The organism is Kocuria sp. CPCC 205235, from assembly GCF_040980905.1.
Classification (GTDB): Bacteria; Actinomycetota; Actinomycetes; order Actinomycetales; family Micrococcaceae; genus Kocuria; species Kocuria carniphila.
The window spans coordinates 17,727-41,372 of the sequence record NZ_JAVKPR010000004.1 but is presented as its reverse complement, the minus strand read 5'-3'; the positions used below and the strand labels follow the sequence as shown (position 1 = coordinate 41,372).

At 63.9% G+C, this 23,646-nt stretch carries 22 protein-coding genes; 8 read left to right on the top strand and 14 right to left on the bottom strand.

Annotated elements, in window-relative coordinates:
• Positions 1–73 precede the first annotated feature (73 nt).
• From nrfD to RF638_RS04245, 7 genes are all read right to left on the bottom strand, one after another.
• Positions 74–1,174, bottom strand: coding sequence for an NrfD/PsrC family molybdoenzyme membrane anchor subunit (gene nrfD, locus RF638_RS04275; RefSeq protein WP_368841493.1), 1,101 nt, complete (start codon positions 1,172–1,174; stop codon positions 74–76).
• Positions 1,171–2,271, bottom strand: coding sequence for a 4Fe-4S dicluster domain-containing protein (locus tag RF638_RS04270; RefSeq protein ID WP_368841492.1), 1,101 nt, complete (start codon positions 2,269–2,271; stop codon positions 1,171–1,173). The genes nrfD and RF638_RS04270 overlap by 4 nt, the downstream gene beginning before the upstream one ends.
• The gene (fdh, locus tag RF638_RS04265; protein WP_193554299.1) at positions 2,268–5,696 is read right to left on the bottom strand and encodes a formate dehydrogenase; all 3,429 of its coding nucleotides are present in this window, start codon (positions 5,694–5,696) and stop codon (positions 2,268–2,270) included. The genes RF638_RS04270 and fdh overlap by 4 nt, the downstream gene beginning before the upstream one ends.
• Before the next feature lie 9 nt (positions 5,697–5,705).
• Positions 5,706–5,939 (bottom strand): hypothetical protein, encoded by a 234-nt coding sequence (locus RF638_RS04260; RefSeq protein WP_016997346.1) that lies wholly within the window; start codon positions 5,937–5,939, stop codon positions 5,706–5,708.
• Positions 5,940–6,008: 69 nt separating this feature from the next.
• On the bottom strand, positions 6,009–6,434 hold the full coding sequence (locus tag RF638_RS04255; protein WP_095797510.1) for a VOC family protein: 426 nt from the start codon (positions 6,432–6,434) through the stop codon (positions 6,009–6,011).
• 167 nt (positions 6,435–6,601) lie between these two features.
• A complete protein-coding gene (locus RF638_RS04250) occupies positions 6,602–7,309 on the bottom strand; it encodes an SCO1664 family protein (RefSeq protein ID WP_095797511.1) in 708 nt (235 codons plus the stop codon).
• Positions 7,310–7,315: 6 nt separating this feature from the next.
• Entirely contained in the window at positions 7,316–7,948 is a 633-nt protein-coding gene (locus RF638_RS04245; protein ID WP_095797512.1) for an MSMEG_4193 family putative phosphomutase, read from the bottom strand.
• Positions 7,949–8,071: 123 nt separating this feature from the next.
• Here RF638_RS04245 and RF638_RS04240 point away from each other — a divergent pair, with 123 nt between their 5' ends.
• The 5 genes from RF638_RS04240 (at position 8,072) to RF638_RS04220 (ending at position 14,095) form a co-directional block, all read left to right on the top strand.
• Positions 8,072–9,460, top strand: coding sequence for a sigma 54-interacting transcriptional regulator (locus RF638_RS04240; protein WP_315279921.1), 1,389 nt, complete (start codon positions 8,072–8,074; stop codon positions 9,458–9,460).
• A gap of 8 nt (positions 9,461–9,468) precedes the next feature.
• The gene (locus tag RF638_RS04235) at positions 9,469–11,469 is read left to right on the top strand and encodes a VWA domain-containing protein (RefSeq protein ID WP_368841491.1); all 2,001 of its coding nucleotides are present in this window, start codon (positions 9,469–9,471) and stop codon (positions 11,467–11,469) included.
• A gap of 109 nt (positions 11,470–11,578) precedes the next feature.
• Complete coding sequence (locus RF638_RS04230; RefSeq protein ID WP_238663059.1) at positions 11,579–12,793, top strand: hypothetical protein; 1,215 nt, start codon at positions 11,579–11,581, stop codon at positions 12,791–12,793.
• 156 nt (positions 12,794–12,949) lie between these two features.
• Positions 12,950–13,279, top strand: coding sequence for a hypothetical protein (locus RF638_RS04225; RefSeq protein WP_095797514.1), 330 nt, complete (start codon positions 12,950–12,952; stop codon positions 13,277–13,279).
• A gap of 3 nt (positions 13,280–13,282) precedes the next feature.
• Entirely contained in the window at positions 13,283–14,095 is an 813-nt protein-coding gene (locus RF638_RS04220) for a nitroreductase family protein (RefSeq protein ID WP_368841490.1), read from the top strand.
• Here the strand turns inward: RF638_RS04220 and RF638_RS04215 are convergent.
• The 5 genes from RF638_RS04215 to RF638_RS04195 form a co-directional block, all read right to left on the bottom strand.
• Complete coding sequence (locus tag RF638_RS04215; protein ID WP_368841489.1) at positions 14,053–14,802, bottom strand: class I SAM-dependent methyltransferase; 750 nt, start codon at positions 14,800–14,802, stop codon at positions 14,053–14,055. The genes RF638_RS04220 and RF638_RS04215 overlap by 43 nt on opposite strands.
• Positions 14,799–15,965 (bottom strand): type III polyketide synthase, encoded by a 1,167-nt coding sequence (locus tag RF638_RS04210; RefSeq protein WP_368841488.1) that lies wholly within the window; start codon positions 15,963–15,965, stop codon positions 14,799–14,801. Before RF638_RS04210 ends, RF638_RS04215 begins: the two co-directional genes overlap by 4 nt.
• 74 nt (positions 15,966–16,039) lie before the next feature.
• The gene (locus RF638_RS04205) at positions 16,040–17,473 is read right to left on the bottom strand and encodes an NAD(P)/FAD-dependent oxidoreductase (RefSeq protein WP_368841487.1); all 1,434 of its coding nucleotides are present in this window, start codon (positions 17,471–17,473) and stop codon (positions 16,040–16,042) included.
• Between the two features lie 141 nt (positions 17,474–17,614).
• A complete protein-coding gene (locus tag RF638_RS04200; protein WP_216823164.1) occupies positions 17,615–19,819 on the bottom strand; it encodes a multicopper oxidase family protein in 2,205 nt (734 codons plus the stop codon).
• Between the two features lie 217 nt (positions 19,820–20,036).
• A complete protein-coding gene (locus RF638_RS04195; RefSeq protein ID WP_129700059.1) occupies positions 20,037–20,408 on the bottom strand; it encodes a PH domain-containing protein in 372 nt (123 codons plus the stop codon).
• Positions 20,409–20,641: 233 nt separating this feature from the next.
• On the opposite strand from RF638_RS04195, the gene RF638_RS04190 reads away from it, so the two are divergent.
• The 3 genes from RF638_RS04190 to RF638_RS04180 all read left to right on the top strand — a co-directional run bounded on the left by RF638_RS04190 (position 20,642) and on the right by RF638_RS04180 (position 22,420).
• Positions 20,642–21,196 carry a hypothetical protein gene (locus RF638_RS04190; protein WP_368841486.1) on the top strand — a complete coding sequence of 185 codons (555 nt, stop codon included), beginning with the start codon at positions 20,642–20,644 and terminating at the stop codon, positions 21,194–21,196.
• Positions 21,193–21,594, top strand: coding sequence for a VOC family protein (locus RF638_RS04185; RefSeq protein WP_095797521.1), 402 nt, complete (start codon positions 21,193–21,195; stop codon positions 21,592–21,594). The genes RF638_RS04190 and RF638_RS04185 overlap by 4 nt, the downstream gene beginning before the upstream one ends.
• Before the next feature lie 121 nt (positions 21,595–21,715).
• A complete protein-coding gene (locus RF638_RS04180; protein WP_095797522.1) occupies positions 21,716–22,420 on the top strand; it encodes a superoxide dismutase family protein in 705 nt (234 codons plus the stop codon).
• 28 nt (positions 22,421–22,448) lie between these two features.
• Here RF638_RS04180 and RF638_RS04175 read toward each other — a convergent pair whose 3' ends face one another.
• Both RF638_RS04175 and RF638_RS04170 read right to left on the bottom strand, forming a co-directional pair.
• A complete protein-coding gene (locus tag RF638_RS04175) occupies positions 22,449–23,012 on the bottom strand; it encodes a protein-L-isoaspartate O-methyltransferase (RefSeq protein WP_368630082.1) in 564 nt (187 codons plus the stop codon).
• Between the two features lie 8 nt (positions 23,013–23,020).
• Positions 23,021–23,641, bottom strand: a complete 621-nt coding sequence (locus RF638_RS04170) for a hypothetical protein (protein WP_129700063.1) — start codon at positions 23,639–23,641, stop codon at positions 23,021–23,023.
• Between the last annotated feature and the right edge of the window lie 5 nt (positions 23,642–23,646).

Genomic DNA, 23,646 nt, shown 5'->3' with positions numbered 1-23,646 from the left:
CATGACAGAGGGCCGACACCCTGGGGTGTCGGCCCATGTCCATGTATCGGTCCAGTTCCTTCAGATCATGCGATCAACCCGCCGTGGTGATCGAGTCGTCGGTGATGCCCGCGGCACGGCGCTTCGCCAGTCGGTTTCGCTGTGGCTCCACCGTGTATTTCGGGTCCTTCACGGAATCCTTGCCCGCCTGGAACACACCGAAGCGGGTGAGAGCCGAGGATGCAACCAAGGCGGCGCCCGAGAGTGCGGCGGCCCAGCGACGTCGTCCGCCGAGGATCGTGCCGGCGGCACCGGCGATCGCGAGGCGTTCACTCCACATGAGCCACGTACCGGGCCGACCCTGCTCAAGAGGTTCGACGGCCACGGGGTCCATGCGCTCCTTCATGAGGTGCATGGCCACGAGCTCACCGGCCACGCCCGCGAGCGCGAAGGTCCGAGCCGGCGCGGTCTCTGAAATCGGCGTGGTCAGCATCGCGAGTCCGCCCGCGGCCAGGGAGGCTGAGCTCACGAACACGAACGGAAGATCCTTGTGCATCGCGTTCCATGTGGGAACAGCGGTGTCACCGAGCAGCACTGCGGTGTAGGCGGCCAACGGTGCGCCCAACACTGCGGCACCCGCGGCGGCGGGGCGATCGACGAAACGCAGGACGGGACGGAACGGCCCCAAGGGAAGTTTCGAGTGCGTCACGCGATCCACCTCGGCGGCAGCGGCGACACCCGCGTGCGTGGCGTAATAGGCGAGCAGCCACGAACCCAGGCTCATGGGAGAGGTGGGCTTGATAGTGCGCATCATGTTGAGGAACCGCTCGGGACGGCCCAGGTCCGTCACCAGCGCCACCGTTCCCAGGCTCGCGGCGGTGATGGCGGAGAGTCGCATGTTGCGTCGCAGGAGCGGCCGGTCGGTGAGCTCACCACCGAAAGCCAGGATGGACGAGCCACCCGCCAGGCCACCCAGGAACAGGTACGCACCGATCGGTGCTTCCCACGGTGGTGCCTTAACGATGGGTCGCCCGTAGTACGACGTGAACTCGGGCTCCGGGACCATGGGCATTTCGCGCGAGCCGTCGCCGCCGCGCCGGAACGCCGATCCGGGCGCACGACGGCGCCCCTTGCCCTTGCGCTTACGGCGCGGCTCTTCCGGGGGCCGGTAGTTGTCGAACTCCGAGACACTCATCGGCGACCACCCGACGCAAAAGCGACGGCGCCCACGGCCAACATGCCGGCGACGGCCATACCGGCACGCTTGAACATGTACGGAAGATCGGCCGTGGGGACTCGCGGATCCGGTGGCAGGCCATAGGTTTCCGGTTCGTCCAGAAGGAGGAACACGGAACCGGTTCCACCCACACCGTCCTTGGGGTTGGCACCGTAGAGGCGGGCCTCGGTCTTCCCCTGTTCGTGCATTTGCGTGACCCGCTCGCGAGCGGTCGCCACCATGGAATCGCGGTCACCGTACTTAATGGACGTGGTGGGGCAAGCCTGGGCGCACGCCGGGGTTTGATCGTTCTTCATCCGGTCATAGCAGAGCGTGCACTTCTGGGCCACGCCGTGTTCCGGTACCTTGACGGTGTCCGGCATGGGCGGGGAATCGCGCTGGTTCTTGGGTTCGAAGACACCATCGCTGCGTCGTTCGATCACGCCGAACGGGCAACCGGCCACGCACGTGCCACAGCCGTTGCAGATGTCGTCCTGGACCACCACGGTGCCGTACTCGGTGCGGAACAGTGCGCCGGTGGGGCACACGTCCAAGCAACCCGCGTTGGTGCAGTGCTTGCACACGTCCGAGGACATGAGCCAACGGAAATCGGGGGTGTCCGGGTGAACGGAAGATCCCTCCGAAGAACTCGCCAGGCTACTGTCCGCGGAATCGGTCACGGGAGCGTCGGTGGCCGAACCACCGCAACCGCAACCGGCCGGGGCGGCCTGCGGCGTCGTCGTTGGTGATACCGAGCCCTGCGGCGGGCCGACCTTGGGCATACCCAGGTTCACGAGGGCGCGACCGGACTCACGAGCGCGTTCGATTTGATCCGCGCCCTGCTCGATGAAGGCCACGTGGCGCCAGGTGTTGGCACCCAGTGCACCCGTGTTGTCGTAGGAGGATCCCAGCAACTCGTAGTCCGAGTCGACCGGGTTACGGTTCCACTCCTTGCAGGCGACCTCACACGCTTTGCAGCCGATGCAAATAGAGGTGTCCGTGAAGAACCCCTTGCGCGGGTGCGGATGGTCGTAGTGGGCGTCCGCTGTCGGATTGGCTGCTGCTTCTCCGGTCATGGGGATCCGTCCTCTATCTGTTCGGCGGTGAGTTCTCGCTGCGGGTCGGTGACCATGGTGTTACTCGTGGCCGGTGTGAGCCCCGCGCGTTCCTGATATTCCGAGACCAGTTCCAGCACCTCGGGTCCGCGGGGTCTGCGCCCGGGCTTGATATCGCACGAACCCACCTTGCCGTTCTGAATGTGCACGTTGGGGTCCAGGGCGATGCCCAGCAAGTCGTTGGCCGCGTCACCGGTCACCACGGCGTCCTGGCCGACCCCCCAGTGATAGGGCAAGCCGATCTGGTGCACGGTGTGCCCTCGCACGGTCAATGGCTTCATCCGGTCGGTCACCAACACCCTGGCCTCGATCGCGGAGCGAGGCGAAATGATGGTGGCCCAGCCGTACGGCTCCAGACCCTTTTCTTCCGCGAGCTCGGGTGAGACCTCACAGAACATCTCCGGCTGTAGCTCGGACAGGTACGGCAACCAACGGCTCATGCCACCCGCCGTATGTTGCTCCGTCAAGCGGTAGGTGGTGAACACGTAGGGGTACACCTCCGTGCCCGGCTTGCCCGCACTCTGGGCGAACAGGTTGTCCCAGCGCGGGAACGTCATGCGCGTGGGGTTCTGCTGCTGCGCGTAAAGCGGGTTGGCCACGGGAGATTCCTGTGGCTCGTAGTGCGCGGGCATCGGCCCGTCCACCAGACCCTTGGGTGCGTACAACCAACCCTTACCGTCAGCTTGCATGACGAACGGGTCGTCACCGGCCAAGGCGTCGCCGCCCCGCTTGTCCTTACCCGGAGTGCTGCCCGGTGCGCGATCGATCGGGAAATCAGGGTTGTCCTTGCCAACCCAACGTTCCTGGTCCTCGTCCCACCAGATCAGTTTCTTCCGCTCGCTCCACGGCCTACCCTGTGGATCCGCCGAGGCACGGTTGTAAATGATGCGGCGGTTGGCGGGCCAAGCCCAACCCCACTGGGAAGCGATCTCGTCCTGCTCACTGCCGGGCACACGATCGGAGGCGTGGTTGATGCCGTCCGCGTAGACACCCGTGTAGATCCAACAACCACCGGAGGTTGAACCGTCCGAGCGCATCTCCGTGTAGGCCGACAACGGTTTACCGGCGTTCTCGCCGGTCAGATGGCGCCCGTTGATCTCCGCCAGCACTGCCTCGGCATCGGGATCGCCGTGCTCGTCCGTGGGGTAATCCCAGGTGAGGTCCAGCAGCGGACGATCACGGGGGTCATCCGAATCTGCGAGACGTTCCCGGATGCGCTGACCCAACTTGTAGAAGAACTCCAACTCACTCTGGCTGTCCCCCGGCGGGTTCACCGCCTGGTGACGCCATTGCAGCAAGCGTTGCGTCTGGGTGAACGTTCCGGACTTCTCCACGTGGGTGGCCGCGGGCATGAAGAACACTTCGGTGTCGATGTCTTCGGTGCGCAGCTCACCCGACTGGATTTCCGGGCCGTCCTTCCACCACGTGGCGGACTCGATCATGTTCAGATCCCGCACGACCAGCCACTTCAGGTGAGACATGCCCATGCGCTGCAAGCGGCCGTGCGCCGATCCCACCGCGGGGTTCTGGCCCAGGAGGAAGTAGCCTTCGACCTGATCGGCCAGCATGTTCATGAGGGTTTGGTACGTGCCGTGAGGCCCGTTGAGCCGGGGGATGTAGTCGTAGGCCCAGTTGTTCTCCGCCTGCGCGGCGTCTCCCCACCATGCCTTCAGGAGACTGACCGCGTACGCATCCGCGTAAGCCCAGTACCCCTTCTGATCGCGAGCGGAAATCGTGTCCAGGTAATCGGTGAACGTTTCCGTTCGGACCGAAGGCATGGGCAAGTAGCCCGGTAGCAGGTTGAACAGGGTGGGGATGTCCGTTGATCCCTGAATACTTGCGTGACCGCGCAGCGCCATGATGCCGCCGCCGGGACGACCCATGTTGCCCAGCAGTAACTGCAAGATCGATGCCGTGCGGATGAATTGTGCCCCCAGAGTGTGCTGGGTCCACCCCACCGCATAAGCAAAACACGTGGTGCGTTCACGGCCCGAGTTCTCGATAATCGCCCGCGCCATGTACTCGAAGTCCTCGATCGAGATACCGCACGCGTCCTGCACCATGTCCGGCGTGTACCGGGCGTAGTGGCGCTTAAGAATCTGGAACACGGTCTGCGGGTCCTGGAGAGTGTCGTCCCGGAGCGGAACTCCGGGGCCCACGGGAGCGCCGCCGCTACCGTACTTGTCGCCGCCGGCCTGCTCGCGTTCGTCGTCACCCTCTTCGTGCTCCTCGGGTGCGGTCTCGTCCGAGCGGTCCTGGGGTTCCCCGTGGTGCTCGTCCCAGGAGGTGCCGTAGCCGTGGTAGGCGGAGTGAGTGGACAGGGCCGATTCGTCAGGCTCCGCGGCGTCGTCGGAATCCTGATCGTGCTGTTCGGTGGTCTGGTAGGACCACGACTCCATGTCGTACGCGTTGTCCTTGACGCTGTACCCGGAGAACAGTCCGTCCAGGTCTTCGGTGTCCTGGAAGTCCTCGTTCACCAGGTTCGCCGCGTTGGTGTAGGCGCGCACGTACTCGTCGAACCACAAGTCGTTGCTCAGCACATAGTTGATGAGTGCGCCGAGCAGCACGATGTCGGTACCCGTACGAATCGGAATGTGTTTGTCCGCCACCGCCGAGGTGCGCGTGAAACGCGGATCGACGTGAATGACCTTGGCGCCGCGCGCCTTGGCCTCCGTCACCCATTGGAATCCCACGGGATGGCACTCGGCCATGTTGGATCCCTGAATGATGATGCAATCGGCGTTCGCCATGTCCTGCAGTGACTGAGTAGCGCCACCGCGGCCAAATGAGGTTCCCAAACTGGGAACCGTGGAGGAGTGTCAAATACGGGCTTGATTCTCGATCTGTACGGCCCCGGCAGCAGTGAAGAGCTTCTTGATCAGATAATTCTCTTCGTTGTCCAGGGTCGCACCGCCCAGTGAGGCGATGCCCATGGTGCGACGCAGCGGACGGCCTTGGTCGTCCGTGTCCTGCCACCCGCGGCGTCGGGCCTTGATGAATCGATCGGCGATCATGTCCGTCGCGGTATCGACGTCCAACTCTTGCCAATCGGTGGCGCGGGGTGCGCGGTACAGCACGCGGGTCTGTCGACCAGGAGAGTTGACGAGCTGTTCGCTCGCAGACCCCTTGGGGCACAAACGACCACGGGAGATCGGGGAATCCGGATCGCCCTCGATCTGGATGACCTTGTCGTCCTTGACGTACACCTTCTGCCCACAGCCCACGGCGCAGTACGGGCAGATGCTCTGCACCACCCGGTCGGCCGTTTCGGTGCGTGAGGTGATGTCCCGGGTGCGCTGAGACACCACGGCAGAACTACGGCCGGTGGAGTCCGCTGTGCGGAATTGCCGGAAGACCGGCCATTCCAAGGGGCTGAATCGCGACATGGTGTCAGGCTAGTCCAGGTCAGGATCGGTGGGCAGCTCTTGATCCGCCGTGTCGATCCGATTCTCTATCTGCAGTTCGTCCACGTCCTTGAGCGGGTCCTCATCGGCCCCCCACTGGGCATCGTCCTCTTCCCACGCGGAATCCTCATCACCGGTGGTGCCGATGAACTCGTCCTCGCGCAGGGGTTCACTGGCGGTGTCCGGGTTGTCGATGGGGTTGGGGTCGGGAATGGGTTGAGACATGATGGCTTCCTTTCTCGCTGCGTGGTCGGTTAATTCGACCGACCCGTAGGACGATCATTGTACTTACTATCACTCGTCGGCCGGTGCATCGAAGGACCACATCACACCGAAGCGATCGAAGACCGTGCCGTACCACCCGCCCCATGGCGCCTTTTCGAAAGGCATGCCCACCGAGCCACCACCGTTGGTGAGCTTCTGGATGAGGTCGCGAGCGTCGTCGGGGGTCTCGACCGAGTAGAGCAGCGAGTAGGCGGTTCCGCGCAGTGGATAGTCATTACCGTCCTCCATGGCGTCCCCACCGGCAACCCGGCCACCCGGAGTGGTCAGGACCGCGTGGGCTACGTGTTGAGGGTTCGGTTCGAAGGGCATCCCCTCCAGCTGCATGTCTCCGTAGCGCATGAGATCCAGGTCTCCGCCGAAGACTTCGTGCCAGTGTTCAAAGGCCTCGGCGGCGTTGCCGGGTAGAGCGATGTAGGTAGCGAGGGTGGTGCTCATGAGATGCTCCTGAGTTCAGAACGTCACGGCAGTTTTGTGTCGCGTGCTGGCCAGAATAGGCCTCCCCGGCTCGTGGAACCAGACCTCCCGAGGGGAACTTCGCGTTAACTCACGCGCGTCACCCGCTACCTAGGGGGGAGCCCTTGTGCGTCGTCATAGACACCCGTTCAGATCAGCGGCCACGGGAACCGCATCCCCGTGGGATCCGCCGGGAGCCTGCCCAAGAGCCCCAGGACTCTCACGCGTTCCTGAATGGCCTGGACTTCCCCGGCAGTCAGCAGGTCCGCCACATCGGCCGGGACCTGATGTTCGAGCGGCGCGATGTCCTCCTGCAAGGACTCCGCTATGGGTTCCCGCGCAAAGTCCCAGATAACCGTTCGCAGCTTGTACGGCTCGGCGAAGCACAGGCCGTGGTCAATGCCCCAGATCCGGCCGTCCAGGCCTCGTAGAACGTGGCCTGCCTTGCGGTCGGTGTTGTTGGTGACCACGTCGAAGACCGCCATGCGTTTGAGGTCTTCGTGCGTCTCCGGGCAATCCGCGTAGAGGGTGAAATAGTGCTGTTCCAGGTCCGTCTCCACGAACCGCTGCAGGGACCCGATGCCGTACGGCCCGTCCTCCCGAATAATGGTCAGCGGCACGATGCCCCAGCCCAGCGCCTCACTCATCAGGTACGCTGCGCGCTCCCGTCGGTAGAGCCCCGGCTCGAAGTCGTACAGGGGCCGCTCCCCCAGTTCTGGTTTGTAAATGGCCCAACACTGACAGTCCCCGTGGGTCAGTTCGACCAGAAAGGTCTCGTTGCTGCTCTCCACGAGCTGCCCGAGGATCTCAATCTCGCCGAGTTCCAGGAGTTCACGCGTGCGCTGGTCGTCCACCATGGTTCCTCACTGCGCCGTGAGCGTGGCCAGGGAATCCTGTGTGGAATTGACCGTGAGCACCAAGGGGTCGTGGTCGCTCGGATAGGCAATCGCGGACACCGAGCACGGCCCCACACTGAGCCGCTGGAACTTGTCCAGCGGTGTCCCCATCTCGTGGGCCAGCACCGCCCGAATCGGGTCCGCATGGGAGAAACACACCACCGTGCCACCGGGGTGAGCGGTCCGGATGCGAGTCAGCGCGTCGACCATCCGCTCCAGCATCTCCTGGAAACTCTCGCCACCCGGGAACGTGAAACTCGCGGGTTCGTGCTGCACGGTCTGCCATTCGGGCGAGCGCGCCAGGTCTGCCAGTTTCTCGCCGGTCCAGTCACCGACCTCTAGTTCCAGTAGCCCAGGGTCCTCGATCACCGACAAACCGGTTGCGTCCGCGGTGGCCTGCGCGGTCTCCCGCGTGCGCTCGAGCGGAGACGAGTACAGCGCGGTCAGCCGCAATTCGCTCAGCCGCTTGGCGACGCGAGCCGCCTGTTCCCGCCCGGCGTCGGACAGGTGCAATCCCGGGGTTCGGCCGGGCAGAAGTTGCCCTGTGGTGGGTGTCTGACCATGTCTGACCAGAAGCAGCGTGGTGGTTTCGGGGCTCACACCGTCCAGCGTAGGCCCACGGTTCTGCCTCGTCACGGTTCTTGCGAGAGCCACGGGTCACGCGGCGTCATCACCCTTTGGAGGGGTCGACGCCGCTGGCCCCCCGCGCGTAGCGTGGCTTGCGTGAGCGTTCAGCCTGAGATTCGTACCGTGGGTGACCTGCGATCAGCCGGTCACGTCCAGAAAACCCTGCGTGAAGAGATTCGCGACAACCTCCTGGCCGCACTCGCGGCCGGGGAGAATCCGTGGCCCGGCCTGCACGGCTTCGACCGCACGGTCATCCCCCAGCTCGAACGCGCCTTGATCGCCGGACACGACATCGTGTTGTTGGGTGAACGAGGCCAGGGTAAAACACGTCTGTTGCGGACCCTGTCCGGGTTGCTGGATGAATGGAGTCCGGTGATCGAGGGGTCCGAACTCAATGAGCACCCCTATGACCCCATCACCGCGGAATCCGTTGCCCGGGCAGCACTCGAAGGTGACGCTCTGCCCATCGCCTGGCGGCACCGCACGGATCGATACGTGGAAAAGCTGTCCACTCCGGACACCTCCGTGGCCGACCTCATTGGCGACGTGGACCCCATGCGCGTGGCCGAAGGTCGCCGGTTGGGGGACCCCGAAACCATCCACTTCGGCCTGGTCCCCCGCGCCAACCGGGGCATCGTGGCGCTCAACGAACTTCCCGACCTGGCCGAACGCATCCAAGTGGCTCTGCTCAACGTCATGGAGGAGCGCGACATCCAGATCCGCGGTTACGTGCTGCGGCTCCCACTGGACGTCCTGGTCGTGGCGTCGGCCAACCCGGAGGACTACACCAACCGCGGTCGCATCATCACCCCGCTCAAGGACCGTTTCGGTGCCGAAATCCGCACCCACTATCCCCTGGAACTCGAGGACGAGATGGCGGTCATCCGCCAAGAGGCCCATCTGACGGCCGAGGTCCCGGAGGTGATCCTCGAGATCCTGGCCCGCTTCACACGCGCGCTGCGCGAATCCAATGCGGTCAACCAGGCCTCGGGCGTCTCGGCCCGCTTCGCGATCGCCGGCGCGGAGACCATTGCTGCAGCGGCCCGGCACCGTGCCACGGTGCGCCACGGTGAAGACGCCGTGGCCCGCCTCGTGGACGTGGACAGCGCCGTGGACGTGCTCGGCGGCAAGATTGAATTCGAATCCGGCGAAGAAGGCCGCGAGGACGAAATCCTCGAGCATCTCTTGCGCACCGCCACCGCCGACGCCGTTCGGGCCCATTTCCGCGGGTTGGATTTCGGTCCGCTCGTGGAGGCCTTCGACGGCCAGCGCACCATCACCACCGGTGAGCAGGTCACCGCCCAGGAGTTCCTGGACGCCCTGCCCGAACTGGAAGACAGCGACCTGTACGACCAGATCGCATCCCAGGTGGGCGGAAGCACCCCCGGTCACCGCGCCACCGCCATCGAGCTGGCCCTGGAAGGGTTGTTCCTGATCCGCCAGCTCTCCAAGGAAACCGGTGACGGGGAAACCGTCTACGGATAGAGGCCATCATGCGTAACCGCCACAGGTCCTCCCGGTACGGCCGGTACTCAGGGGGCCCCGATCCCCTGGCACCGCCCGTCGACCTCGCCGAAGCCCTCGACGCCGTCGCGGAAGACGTCATGTCCGGCTACTCCCCGGAACAGGCCATGCGTGAGTTCCTGCGCCGGGGCGGACGCAACCAGCGCGGACTGGACGATCTGGCACGCAAAGTGCAACAGCGGCGTCGTGATCTGTTGAGCAAGCACCGCCTGGACGGCACGATCCAGGAGGTTAAGGAGCTGCTGGAGAAGGCCTTGCGCGAGGAACGCAACCAGTTCCTGCGCGACGCTCGCATGGATCCCATGGACCGGCAGTTCCGCGAAATGCAATTGGACAGCCTGCCCTCCTCCCCCGCGGCTGCCGTCACGGAACTCGTCGACTACGACTGGCAGTCCGATACCGCCCGGCAGCACTACGAGCAGATCAAGGACCTGTTGGGGCGCGAGATGCTCGACCAGCGGTTTGCCGGCATGAAGCAAGCGCTGGAGAACGCGACCGACGAGGACCGGCAGGCCGTGGCCGAGATGCTGGGTGACCTCAACGACCTGCTGGACAAGCACGCCCGCGGTGAAGACACCCCGGAAGACTTCTACGAGTTCATGGCCAAACACGGGGATCAGTTCCCCGAGAATCCCCAGAACGTGGATGAGTTGATCGACGCACTCGCCCAGCGTTCGGCGGCCGCCCAGCGCATGATGCGCTCCATGACGCAAGAACAGCGCGACGAGCTGATGTCGCTGTCCGCTCAGGCCTTCGGTTCGCCCGAGTTGATGTCGCAGCTGGACCGACTGGACGCGTCCCTGCAGGCACTGCGTCCCGGGGAAGACTGGACCGGGTCCGAGCAGTTCGACGGCGATCAGGGTCTCGGCCTGGGCGACGGCACCGGTGTGCTCCAAGACTTGGCCGACCTGGATTCACTGGCCGAACAGCTCTCACAGTCCTATTCGGGCTCCACGCTATCGGACCTCGATATCGAGGCCCTGACCCGACAATTGGGCGACGACGCCGCGGTCTCGGCCCGCACGCTCGCCGAACTGGAGAAGGCGATGCAGGACAGCGGTTACCTGCGCCGTGGCACGGACGGGGATCTGAAATTGTCCCCGCGCGCGATGCGCAAGCTGGGGCAGTCCCTGTTGCGCGATGCCGCCGGGCGGATCTCCGGCCGGCAGGGTCGCCGGGACACTCGCCTGGCCGGAGCGGCCGGTGAACAGACGGGCTCCAGCCGAGCGTGGGCATTCGGAGACGTGGAGCCGTGGGACGTCACTCGCACGGTGACCAACGCGATCGGCCGCACGGCGGCCGCCGGCAAGGACCCGATGAAGGGGCTGCGCATCGATGTCCAGGACATCGAGGTGCGCGAAACCGAGGCCCGGACGCAAGCGGCGGTGGTGTTGCTCGTGGACACCTCGTTCTCCATGGCGCTCAACGGCCGCTGGGTGCCCATGAAGCGCACGGCCCTGGCACTGCATCATTTGCTCTCCACGCGGTTCCGAGGCGACCGGCTCGAGCTGATCACGTTCGGGCGCTACGCCCAGCGCATGGACATCGGCGAGCTAACGGCGCTGCCCGCCTGGCACGAACAAGGCACCAACCTGCACCACGGTCTGTTACTGGCAGGCCGGTTCTTTCGCCAGCACCCCAACATGCAACCGGTGCTGCTCGTGGTGACCGATGGTGAGCCCACCGCCCACCTCATGACCCACGGCGAGGCGTGGTTCTCGTATCCTCCGGATCGCGAGACGCTTCTGAACACTGTCTCCGAGTTGGACAAGGTCACGCGGCAGGGCGCAGAGGTCACGTTCTTCAGATTGGGTGACGACCCAGGCTTGGTCCGATTCGTTCAAGCCATGGCCACACGAGCCGGGGGCCGCATGGTGGCACCGGACCCCGAAGACCTGGGTGCGGCGGTGGTCGGAGAGTTCCTGCGAAACCGCTACGCAGATCCCGTGTGGGACGTGGACTGGGACTAACCCCCACAAGCAGCACAGTGGAACCTCCAAGTTTTCGGCCCTCAACCGTGACTACTCGTCCCTTGTCCCAGCTTCGTTTGCATGGAACAGTGATGTGCACCACGGCGCCATGACTGTGGCGCCCGGTCGCCCGACAAGTAATCAGGAGGTCACCGTGAACCTGTCTTGGCTCATGCCCGTGCTCGAGGCCGAAGGTCCGTTCCTGTCGATCTACATCGACTCCACCCGAACCGATCCCAGCTCCGCCTCGGGGCTGTCCACCCGGTGGGGACACTTCCGGTCGAAACTCGCGGACGACGGCGCTCCGGAGGCAATTCTCGAGGAGATCGAAGAGACCTTGCTGGAACCGTCTCCCATCGGTGGTCGGCACGGTCGAGCCCTCCTGGCCACTGGATCGGAGATTCTGGTCGACCGAGTGCTGCCGGCACCCCCGCGGCAAGATTCCGCCCATTGGGGTGATGAGCCAATTCTGGTGCCCTTGTTGCAGGTGATCCCACAGGCGGTTCGCCAATTGCTCGTGGAAGTTGACCGTTCCGGCGCCGACCTGCACCTGCGCGCGCCGGAAAACCCCAAGATCACCAAGAACGACAACGGTCTGGGTGAGGACTCCTCCGTGGACGGGGGCCACGACGAACTGCACAAGGCCAGCGTGGGTGGAGGATCGCAACACGGTTGGCGCTACTCCAACCAGGAAGCTCGCGTCGAGGACTCCTGGGAACGCAATGCGGAGGCGGTGGCCGCAAAGGTTGATGCCATTGTCCGCGAGCGCCAACTGGACATGCTGTTGCTCACCGGCGATGTCCGCGCGCAGTCGCTACTGAAGGACGAGCTCGGCAAGGAAGCGCTGGCCATCCTCAAGGAAGTTCCGGGAGGCACCCGCGGTCAGAGCCTTGATCGCGCCTCGTTCCGGGAAGAAATGGCACGTGTGACCGAAGAGTTCATCAAGGAACGTCAGCAGAAACTGGCGGATCAGTTCACCGAGAATCAGAACCGGGGCGGGGAATCCGTGGCCGGCGCGGCCGAGGTCGCGGAAGCCTTGCAACGCGGTCAGGTCTCCGAGCTCCTCCTGACGATCGGTGCCGAACCGGACAACGCTGAGGAACTCACCCGGCAAGCTCTCGCAACGGATGCCGAGATTTCCACCCTCGGTGAGGGGTACGTGACCTTGCCGGAAGGTGTCGGCGCACTGCTCCGCTGGCGGGACGAGGCAACCCCCTCGAATAGCTTGTCCAGCATGTCCGGGGACCACGGTCGCGAGAGCGCAGTGGATCCGGACAGCGAGGAATCGCCCCGCGAGCGCGAAGAAGAATCAATCCGTCGTTAAGCTGGCGCCAACCTCCGCCGTGGGCACCGGTTCCAGGAATGGAACCGGTGCCCACGGCGGAGGTCATCCTGCGAGTCCCCGATGCTCCGTGCGGCTGAGCGTGGCATCATAAGAGGCCATAAGCAGCAGGCTGATCATTTCGTGCAGAGGAGAACCATGGCTTCGTCCCGTGGGCTGGTGTGTATCGCTGCCGGATTCTATGCGGCGAACTGTTCGCTGGGGATTTCGGTGGCCCAGCGATGGGTCGACACCTCCAAGTTCCGGTGGGTCCATCACGGCTTGTACATCCTGACGGCGAGTACCACGGCCATCGCGTTCTTCGCGTCTGCTGCCCAACGATCACCGGCCGCGATCGCATTGGCTCCCGCCGCCGCTCCCCTGTTCCTGCTGCAACATCACGGAGCGCGACCGCTCCGGCGACACACCCGTGACGCACTGATGGCGGCCCCCTGCTACGCGGCCGGTCTCGTGCTGGCCGGGAGGTGATCCATGGAGTTCCTTGATGCCGTGTTCAACCGGCGTACCACCAACGGCCCCTTTCGCCCGGATCCGGTCAGCCCCGAGCACCAACAGACCCTGATCCGCGCCGCGGCGGCCGCACCCTCCCAGTTCAACAGCCAACCCTGGCGGTTCGTGCTCATCGAGGACCGGGACACCATTGAGACGGTGGCCACCATCAGCGGTGAAAGCATGACCGAGGTTATGAGCTCCGGTACCTTCTTCAACCGATACAAGAAGTATTTTCGGTTTTCGCAGAAGGAAATGGACACCCTGCGCAGCGGCATGCTTTTCGACAAGTTGCCCGCATTGCTCCGCCCTTTCACGTCCCGCGCGTTCACCCCGTCCGGGCAGAACCTGATGAACAAACTGCGTGTGCCGCAAACCCTGGGTCAGGAAAACCGCAAGTTGGTGGCCGGTTCACCGTTGCTCCTGGGCGTGATGCTGGAACGCGGTGAATATCGGCCAGAACAATTGTCCGGGTTCTACTCCGTCTTCAGCATGGGCGCGGCCATGGAAAACCTATGGCTGACCACGGTGGAATTGGGCATGGGCATCCAGTTCGTCTCCTTCCCCATGGAGGCTCCACACCAGTGGCAGCGCATCGTGGACATGTTGCGCGTGCCGGATGACCTCGAGCTGATGGCCGTGTACCGGCTGGGTTACCTTCCCGAACGAACCCACCGCCCCGCCATCGACTGGTCCAGCCGAGAGCGCAAACGCCCTTCGCAGTTCGTTTACCGAGAGACCTGCGACGCGCCTCAGGAAGGCTGGGACGACGACGTTCGGCCGGGTTCCGCGTGAGCCGCGAACACCGCGAGTAGTCGGAAGAACCGTTGCTGCCGCACGCTCCACCCCGAAGGCACGGCGTCGATCAGTTCATTCCGGCGATAGCTACGGCGGACCGACAACAGGCCGTCGAAACGGGCGAACGTTCGCGCACGAATCAGTGGGAGCGTGCCCACCCAGTACAGCAACCAGGCCGTTCGGCTGCGCCGCAGGTCGTTGTGGACGGCCACGGAGCCGGTCAGAGCGGACGTGTCAGTCAGCAATTCCGTGAGTTCGCCCGGCGATAAGTGGTGGAGGACATGGTTGGACACGACCACGTCGAACCGTTCGCCTTCGGCGACCAAGTCCGCGCTCGACAGCGCCCGGTAATCCACCCCGACACCGTTGTCATGTGCGAGCGCCCAGCTATAGGCCCTCGGGTCCGGGTCGATGGCGGTCACCGACAGCTCGATGCCATCACGGGTGGCCCACCGGGACAGGACCCGAGCGACGTCGCCACCCCCGCTACCCACGTCCAAAAGTGTGGGCGTGCGGCCATCCCCGGCTGCGGCTTGAAGGGCCGGACGGATCCAGCGTCGGTAGACGGGCCGCCACGAGGCAACCAACGGATTAATCACGCCGAACAAGGCGTAGGTGTTGTTCAGTGCCACGGGATCACAGCCCGGGTCGTCCATCAACTCCGCTTCGTTGATACTCCGACGGCGCAGTAGCGGATCCTTCATCGTGGCCGAACGTCGGGTTCCACAGCGCGCACCAATGCGCTTTCGATGCTCAGCCCTGGACCGAAGGCCAACGCCGCCACAAGCCCACGTGCCCCTGACGTCCGAATCCTGTCCAGCACGAAGAGAATGGTGGCGCTGCTCATGTTCCCGACCTCTGACAAGACGCCACGGGACGGTTCCATTTGCTCATGAGTGAGCCCCAGACGTGATTGCACCTTGTCCAGGATGCTCCGGCCACCGGGGTGCACGGCCCACAGTGGTATCTCGGCGGCGTCCAGCTCAGCCCTGGACAGCAACGGGGCCAGCGCATCCGTGACGTGGTCGTCAATGATGCGCGGCACATAGGTTCCCAGGATCATTTCAAACCCTTCGTCGCCCACGCTCCAGGCCAGGTCTTCTTCACCCACCGGTGCCAGTGTGGTCTCGAAGTCCTCCAGTTCTAGTACGGGTTCGACTGTCGGGTCGCCGGAATCTCTAGCCGTAACCACGGTCGCCGCAGCACCGTCTGCGAACAAGGCGTTTCCCATGATGGTGTCCGGGTCGTTGCGAACATGCAGGTGAAGGGTGCACAGTTCCACGCACACCACCAGCACGACGGCCTGCGGATCGGAGCGGCACGCGGTGTAGGCGGCTCGCAGAGCGGGGAATGCGGCATTGCACCCCATGAACCCCAGGTGCGTTCGGGCTACGTTTGCCGGGAGTCCCAGATCCTTGACCACCCGGACATCGGGCCCGGGTGCGAAGAACCCCGTGCAGGACACCGTGATCACATGTGTGACGTCCTCGGGTTCGACAGCCGGAGCAGCTTGCGCGAGCGCGGTGCGCCCGACCCGAACGAACAACCTTCGAGCATGCTCGGTGTAGAGCTGGTTGCGGGTCTGCGTTCCAGGGGAGAGCAAGTGCCCCGAGACGGGATCCACGAACGGCGACGGCGCGGCGTCGTCAGTCTCGTTGGTGCCATCGAGGCCCCGCGAGACGGCCGTTGCGAGCTCCGGAAGGACCGTGTGGCGAGTGGCCACGCCGGATCCCGCGAAGGCCGAGCCGACCAGCCGGGACCCCAACCGTGTCATGGCTGGTTGGTTGGCGAAGAGCTTCGCGACATCCGGCTGGTGGATCTGAGTATCCGGAACGGCGGTCGCAATCGTCAGCATGCGTACGGTCATACCCCATGGTAGGCACGGCGCGGTCCCAGCCGGTGCTGTCGGGACACGCCCGCGCAGTGCCGACACGGGTCCGGTCAATCCCTTGGTCGGCGCATCTCGCCGGGAAGTTGTTCGAGCAACCGCAGCCAGAGTTCGGACACCGTGGGATAGCTCGGTACCGCATGGCGCAGCACGTGGACCGGCACCTGACCGGTGATGGCGATGGTCGCCGCGTGCAGCTGCTCGCCGGCCTCCGGCCCCACGAACGTTGCGCCCACCACGCAGCGCGTCGAACCGTCCACCACGATTTTGGCTCGCCCGGGAACGTCATTGCGCAGAAGCGCGGAACCCGCAGTGGAGTTGTAGGGCACCTCGGCGGTGACCACCTCGATCCCCTGTTCACGCGCGGTGGCTTCGGTCGGCCCCACCTGCGCCACCTGCGGCTCCGTGAAAATGACCTGGGGAACGGGCGCGTACTCAGCGAGGAAAGGTTCGGGGCCGCCCGTGGCTGCCGCGTGGATCTTGGCCCCCACCACGCGTGCCCGGTACTTGCCCCAGTGAGTCAGCGGAACATCCCCGCTTGCATCGCCCACGGCGTGTAACGAATTGGGGAGGTCGTCATCGAGAACGTGGTCCGGAGTGAGTCCCACGGCGTCCAGCCCTAGATCTCCCAACCGCGGTGCGCGCCCGGTCGCCAACAGCACCTCGTCCGCTTCGAAATCACCCGCGGTGGTCTGAAGCTGTACGGTGCCGCCGTGAATCTTCCCCAGCCCGGTGGCCTCGGGGTTCTCCCTCCGGCACGACGTCACGGACGCGTTGAAGACCACGTCCACGCCATGAGTTTTCATCCCCTCCAGGACACTCTGCCCGGCGAACGGCTCGTTGTCCGACAGTAGGTCTGGGCCTCGGACCAGCAGCGTGACCTGCGCCCCGAGACCGGCTAGCCATGTGGCGGCCTCGCAGGCAACTACCCCGCCGCCCACGATTGCCAACCGTTCCGGCACCTCGACCACTCCGGTGGCGTCGGCGGAGGTCCAGGCCTCCACACCCTCGAACTCGCCCGGCACCTTGGGTTCGCTACCGGTCGCGATGATCACGGAGTGCCGCGCGGTGATGGTGAGCGCAGCGGCGTCGTCGACCCGAACCGTGCGTTCGCCGACAAGGCGAGCGTGACCGCGAACCACCTGGATCCCTGCCGATTCCGCCCACTCGACCTGGGAAGAATCGTCGTAATTCGACACGAAGGAATCCCGGCGCTCGAGCATCCCACCGTGGTCCAGGCGCGCGGGCGAGACGCCGTCAACGTCTGCGGAGGTGCCAGCGACATCGAGGGGGCGCAGCAGGGCCTTGCTGGGCATGCACGCATAGTAAGAACACTCGCCACCCAAAAGGTGGCCCTCCACGATGACGGCCGTGAGATCGGTGCCTTCGATCGCGTATTGGGCGGCGTTCTCGCCCACGGCTCCCCCACCGATGACGACGACGTCCACGGTGAGTTCCTGAGTTTGCGGTTGTTGCGTGTGGGGCATGAGCACCTCTTCTTGAAGTGTCGGTGTGGTGGGGCCGGTAATCCGACCCCACCACACCGGGTGGGAAGCCTACTGATTATTCAGAAGCCTACTGACAATTAATGGCATCGTAAGCGCCCACGCCCGCCCTGACCACATCCCCTAGTGATGACCACCACCGTGCACATCGTGGAAGGCCATGATGCTCTTGGGCAGCACCGTGAAGGGCCGCATCATCGTGTGGTCCTCGTGATCCAGAATGTGGCAGTGGTACATGAAACTGCCCGTGGCGCCGGTGAAGTCACCGAGCACCTGGACCCACTCCCCCGGTTGAATAACCCACGTATCCTTCATACCCGCGGTCATCGGACTCACCGGGCGACCGGCTCCGGGAACGGGCAACGGATTGGAAGTTGAAGCCGTCGCGAGGTTGAAGCCGGGCACCGACCCACCGGGACCGAGCGGCCACTGCCACCGATTGAGCATCTGGAACTCGGTCATGTGGATGTGCATCGGATGCGCCGGACCACCGAGATGCAGGATGTTCCAGACGGCCCAGTCACCTTCGGAGAACCTGATGGTCAGGGATTCGTCGAACAACTTGGCCGCCGGCTTGAACGTGAGGACCTTGCCGTCCGCGCGGGTCACCCGGATCACCTCCGCGGTGCCGGGGTCCTCGCCCTCCGCAAGCTCACGCAGCTCCCACATTTCTGGGTGCACGGAGCCCCCGATACCGGGAGGAACTACGGCCACCCAGGCATGAGCGTGATGGTCGATCACTCGGTCACCGATGATCAATTTGCCGTCATCCGTGTGGCGGTAGCGCACGTACTCCCCATTGAGAACGCCGGGGAGCCGGAACCGGTCGAGCACGCGGCGATCATCCACGCGGAACTGCATGACGCTTGCGTCTGCCTGCCCCGGTTGAGCATTGAGTGCCGTGCCGTTCTCATTGCGCAGCTCCAGGGTCCGGCCGCGGTACTTGGAGAAGTCCACGAGCACGTCCACCCGCTCGCCCGGGCCCATGTCCACGATCCCGTCCTGGGGAATGAAGGGCGCAGGCAGTAGGCCTCCGTCCGTACCAATGACCACCAGCGCATCGGTCTTGCGGCGCGCACCGAAGGCAGGGTCCGTACTGGGGATGTCCTTTGTCGGAGTGAACTTCTCATCCGTGGTGTCGTGGATGGAGAAACGGTGGATCCGCGAACTGGAGCCGTTGAGCAACCGCAGCCGGTACCAGCACGCGTCCACGTCCTTGGTGGGCCAGATTTTGCCGTTAACCATGTTGAACGGTGCGCTGACGGGAATTTCACCCTTGATCCCGGTGGAACCCGTGAAGCCGGCCTGCTTGTACAGGGCACGCCCCGTGAACTTGATGGTCCCCGCCGGCGCGCCCGCCTCGGATTCCAGATTGCGATCCGCGATACCGAGGAACAGCTCACGCTCACCCGACGGCAAGCGAAGCCGCGCTTCCTGCTCGTCCCGAATGATGTAGAATCCTGAAAGACCCGCGAATACGTTGAACCTGGTCACCGCCATGGCGTGATCGTGATACCAGAGGGTGGTTGATTCTTGACGATTCGGGTAGGTACAGCGCGTGACACCGCCCGGCAGGCTCACGTTGTGGGCCCAGCCATCGTTGTGGCCGTCCGTCAATGCGCCGTGGAGATGGACCACGGTGGCGGCGGTGAGTTCGGCGGTATGGTCCAGTCGCGGATAAGAATCCTCGCCGGGGCCCTTATCCGCGGCCCGACCGCCCGGGAGAGCGGCGGCACGGAAGTTTGCGTTGACCCCGGGCTGCCCGGGAGGTAACGGAGGCAATGCGGGCACGCGTACGACGTCGTACGGCAAGTTCAGCGCCTTGCCGCCCCGTTCCAGCCCGTTCTCCCAATCGATGCGCACGGCGCGGTCCCGCTGGACCTCGATCGTGGGGCCGGGAAGGCCGCCCTCGTAGGTCCACGCCTCGGCGGGCGGGATGTCCGCGTGGAACTGCACTCGCCCGAGTTCGGCACGAACGCGAATGGGACTGCCCGCCGGCCGACGCCACGCGCGAATGATGGTTGGCTGTGGGAGGCGATCACGAAACTTCTTCAACCCCAGCCCCGAGTCAACTCCCGGCAACGGGACTGGCCGCGGCGGCCACCACGGGAAACCGGCCGGCGGGTGCACTCCCGGCCGGTCCGCCGACGGCGCTGGCCCACCCATGGGTTCGCGCATCGGCTCTTCGGACGTGTCCGGCTCCACAGGAGCGAGAGTGATTCCAGGCTCCGATGGAAGCGGCGGTGCGCTTCCGGTCTGGGCAAGGTTGGCGTACTCGACCGAACCTGGCGCGGGGAGATTCTGCGATTCGGGGGTGGGAGTATTCATGATTAGCCCTCGCTTAGCGAGTAGTGCTGCGGCAAGTGAGCCCTCCGCGACCTACGTCGACCCTCAGTTGCCCTGATAAAAAATTAGCATAAGCAAATACCGGGGAGTAGGGGGTCACGTTTTGGTTAAGGATGTGAGGTCGCCCGGCGGTGGCCCAATGGCGGACAGAAGTAAACCCCGGACTCAATAACGAGGCCAGGGCCGACTCCAGAGTGTCCTATGCACCCAGAACAGACTGTGCGATGAGATGGTCGAGCTTCCGCACATCGATACCGCGTCCGACGTTGATCTTGATCCGACCCGCCCGGGTCCACAGTTCAATCTCGGCATTCAGGTCGATCGTTCCGGCGTTTTCCGTGGACCACATGTTGATACTCGAGTACGGAATCGAGTAAGTCTCAACTTTCTTCCCTGTGAAACCTTGAGCATCACGGACTATCAGTCGCCTGTTCGTGAACGTCGCAGTATCTCGTACGGTCTTGAAGGAAACGACAGGGGTTTCGCCGGGAACGAGCAGCTCTGGAATGTCATGGGGAGTGTCAATTTGAGATGTGAACGTCCACCCACTGTTCAATACTTGGTCACTCATGGGTTAGCCCTCTTTCATTGTTTCGCCTACGGGGACTTCTCGGCCTCACGGTTGCCGACGAGCGTTGGAGGTGAGTGGCATTCGAAAGGTCTCAATCACATATTACTGACGAGTTGCGAGTTTCAATCTCAAACGCATGGAAATAATTGCGTTTTCCCTAGTCAGGACAACCATGGGCTCGTAAAGGGATGGCTGAATCTTCCCTCGAGAATGACCAGAGTTGAGGAGCAAACATGATGGGAACAGTTCCGGAGTGGATCTCCGTCTTAGTGGCAGCGGCTGCACTAATTGCCGCCGTTTGGGCGGGTCTGACTTCTAAACGCCTTTTTGACGTAGAACGCAAGCGCGATGAAGTTGCACTTGATCGGAGAGAGAAAGAGCAAGCAAGCGAAATTGCGGCCTGGTCCGTTACTTATGACACTCCCGCCGACCAGCCATCGCCCAAGGGACTGCTGATCCACAACAGCTCCAATGCGCCAGTTTTCGATGTCAAGGTACTCAGTACATACTCCAAAACTAAGAGGGACACGCCTGAAACTCAGAAACCCCTCACGATGTCCGTGCTGACCCCTGGTGATTACGCGGCAATAGAAGACGATAAGTTCCCGTGGAAGTTTCCTGAAACCCAGTCCCGCGTGGAAGAAAAAGTCCACTCCAGATTGCGACCTGTGACCAACAACCCCGGCTGGATGGCCACAGGTATTGCCTTCGTCGACTCGTACGGGACATCCTGGCTGCGTGACGAGCGGGGACAACTACTCCGCCTAGAGAAAGAGGAGACACCATGATTCAGGCAACCCCATACATCGGCTTCGAAGGCCAGGCAGAAGAAGCGCTCATGTTCTACCACTCCGTCTTTGGCGGGGACCTCAAGATCACGCGTTTTCGAGACTTCGGCATGGTCGAGGACACCCCTGACTGGGTCATGCATGGTCAGCTCGACACCGACATGGGGTCGAGTCTCATGGCCTCCGACAACCCGGGCGGCGTCACGGGAGGCAGTCGTATCAACGTCTGCATCTGGGGCGACGACGAACAGCGCATGACCGAATTCTTCAACGCACTCGCTCAGGGTGGCACGGTGGAGATGCCGCTTGAGAAGCAGGAATGGGGTGACTCCTTTGGCGGGTTACGCGATCGGTTCGGGGTCGACTGGGGTGTGAACATCGGCTCCAAGGAGTCGTAATACTCCTGGTCACCCTCGCTTGTGACATGCGTCATGCGTAGCGTGGAGTTGCCACACCGTTGAGCGGTCGGCATCACTTCCCGAACGCGCCGGCCCAGCGGACCGACGATGAGGAGATGCCATGAACGAGCGTGAACTGACTTCCCCGACCGATTCGACTGACCTGGCTGGCGCCCCCCAAAAGAAGATCTCTCGAGCCCGAACCGGCATGGCCTTCCTGGGTCTGGCGGGACTTCTCACGCTCGCCGCGTGCGGCGACAACGCAGGCGGTGGCGGCGGAGAGGAAACGGGCTCCGAAGAGACGAGCGCGGCGGCGTCGGAACCCGAAACCATCGCTACGGCGGACGTCCAGAATGCCGACGGCGCTGACTTGGGCACCGTGGAATTCTCCTCAGCGGAAGACAATGACCAGGCCATGGTCGTTTCGGCCGAACTCTCAGGACTGGAACCCGGCTATTACGGGTTCCACGTGCACGCGAACGGCGTGTGCGAGGCGGAGAGTTCCGCGCCCGATGACCCGTCCGAGACCGGTGCGTTCCTGTCCGCGGGTGGTCACTTGGGCGGCGACGACGCCCGGCACCCCGAGCACGCAGGCGACCTTCCCGCGCTGCTAGTCATGGAGTCAGGCGAGGCCAAGCTGACGTTCCAGACGGATCGGCTCACCAGGGACAACCTGATGGACGATGACGGTTCCGCGCTCATGATTCACTCCGACCCGGACAATTACGCCAACATTCCCGAACGCTACGCTGCCGACGGCGCGGACGAGGACACTCGGTCCACCGGCGATGCGGGCAGTCGCCTGGCGTGCGGTGTCATCGAGTAGTCGCCTCTTTGCTGCCGCGGTAGGCGGTTCAATCCTCGCGCAGCGGCACAAACCTGAACTGCCCGTGGCGGGTGACCTTCACGCCCTTTTGACGACGGCGCACACGCAGCATTTCGTCCGCCACCGGAACGACCATGACGCCGCTCTCCCCCAGCTGTTCCACGAGCTGCTCGGGGAGGGCATGCGCCATGGCGGAGACGAGAATCCGATCGAAGGGCGCCTCCTCCGGGGCTCCGAGCGCACCCTCGATTGCTTGCCTGACCTGTACCCACGGCTGGCCTTGTCGTGCGTTCGCGGCCCGGGCCAGGTCGACGAGTTCGGGGATGCGTTCGACACCGATCACTTCACCGTGGCTCCCGACCAGGTGGCCCAGTAGCGCCGAGCTCCATCCGGACCCGGCTCCCACATCCAGCACGCGATGGCCGGGCTGCACATCCAACAGTTTGAGCATGGCCCTGACTGTGCTCGGTTGGGAATTGGTTTGCCCGTGCCCAATGCTCAACGGGGCGTCCACGAACGCGAACTGGTGAGCTTCCACAGGGAGGAAGTCTGTTCGTTTAATACGCGTAAATGCTTGGGAGATTGGATCCATGGCTGTCTCTAACGAATTGAACTGTTTCTCGATTCTGCCCGTTCGGTAAACCGTTCTGGAGACCTCAGCACCAACATGACGGCGACGATCAGCGCGGACAAGGTGCCCGTGATCATGTCAATCATGGTGTCGTAATTATCGATCTGCGCCCGTGATCCAATCATTTGATCCGCCGCGAACTCCCCGATTTCCCACAGCATGGCCACCAGTGCGCTGAATGACGTGACCACGGTCGCGTGAAGCCACCGCGGCATCTGGAATCGGTGCTTGCGCATGACAGCGCGGAGAATGTAATCCGCCCACAGCGCGATCATGATGCCCGAATAGAAGTGGACGATGGTGTCCCACGGTTGCCAGACGTCGTAGAACCGCAAGTAGCTGCCCATGTATCCGCCGGTGAAAATCAGCACGGCGTAGAGCAGCTGAAGATACAGCGGGATGCGAACCCGCGCGATGGCTTCAATCACCAACGGACTCAGGGACACCTGCAGCAGCCCCATGGCCATGACCGCACTTTCAGGGTTCCCGCCCGCCGTGTCCCCGATGAATGACACCAGCAACACCAGTTCCACCACGATGAGCGGCGCGTGCCTCAACAGCATTCCGCTGAAAGAAACACGTTTCATCATGCTGC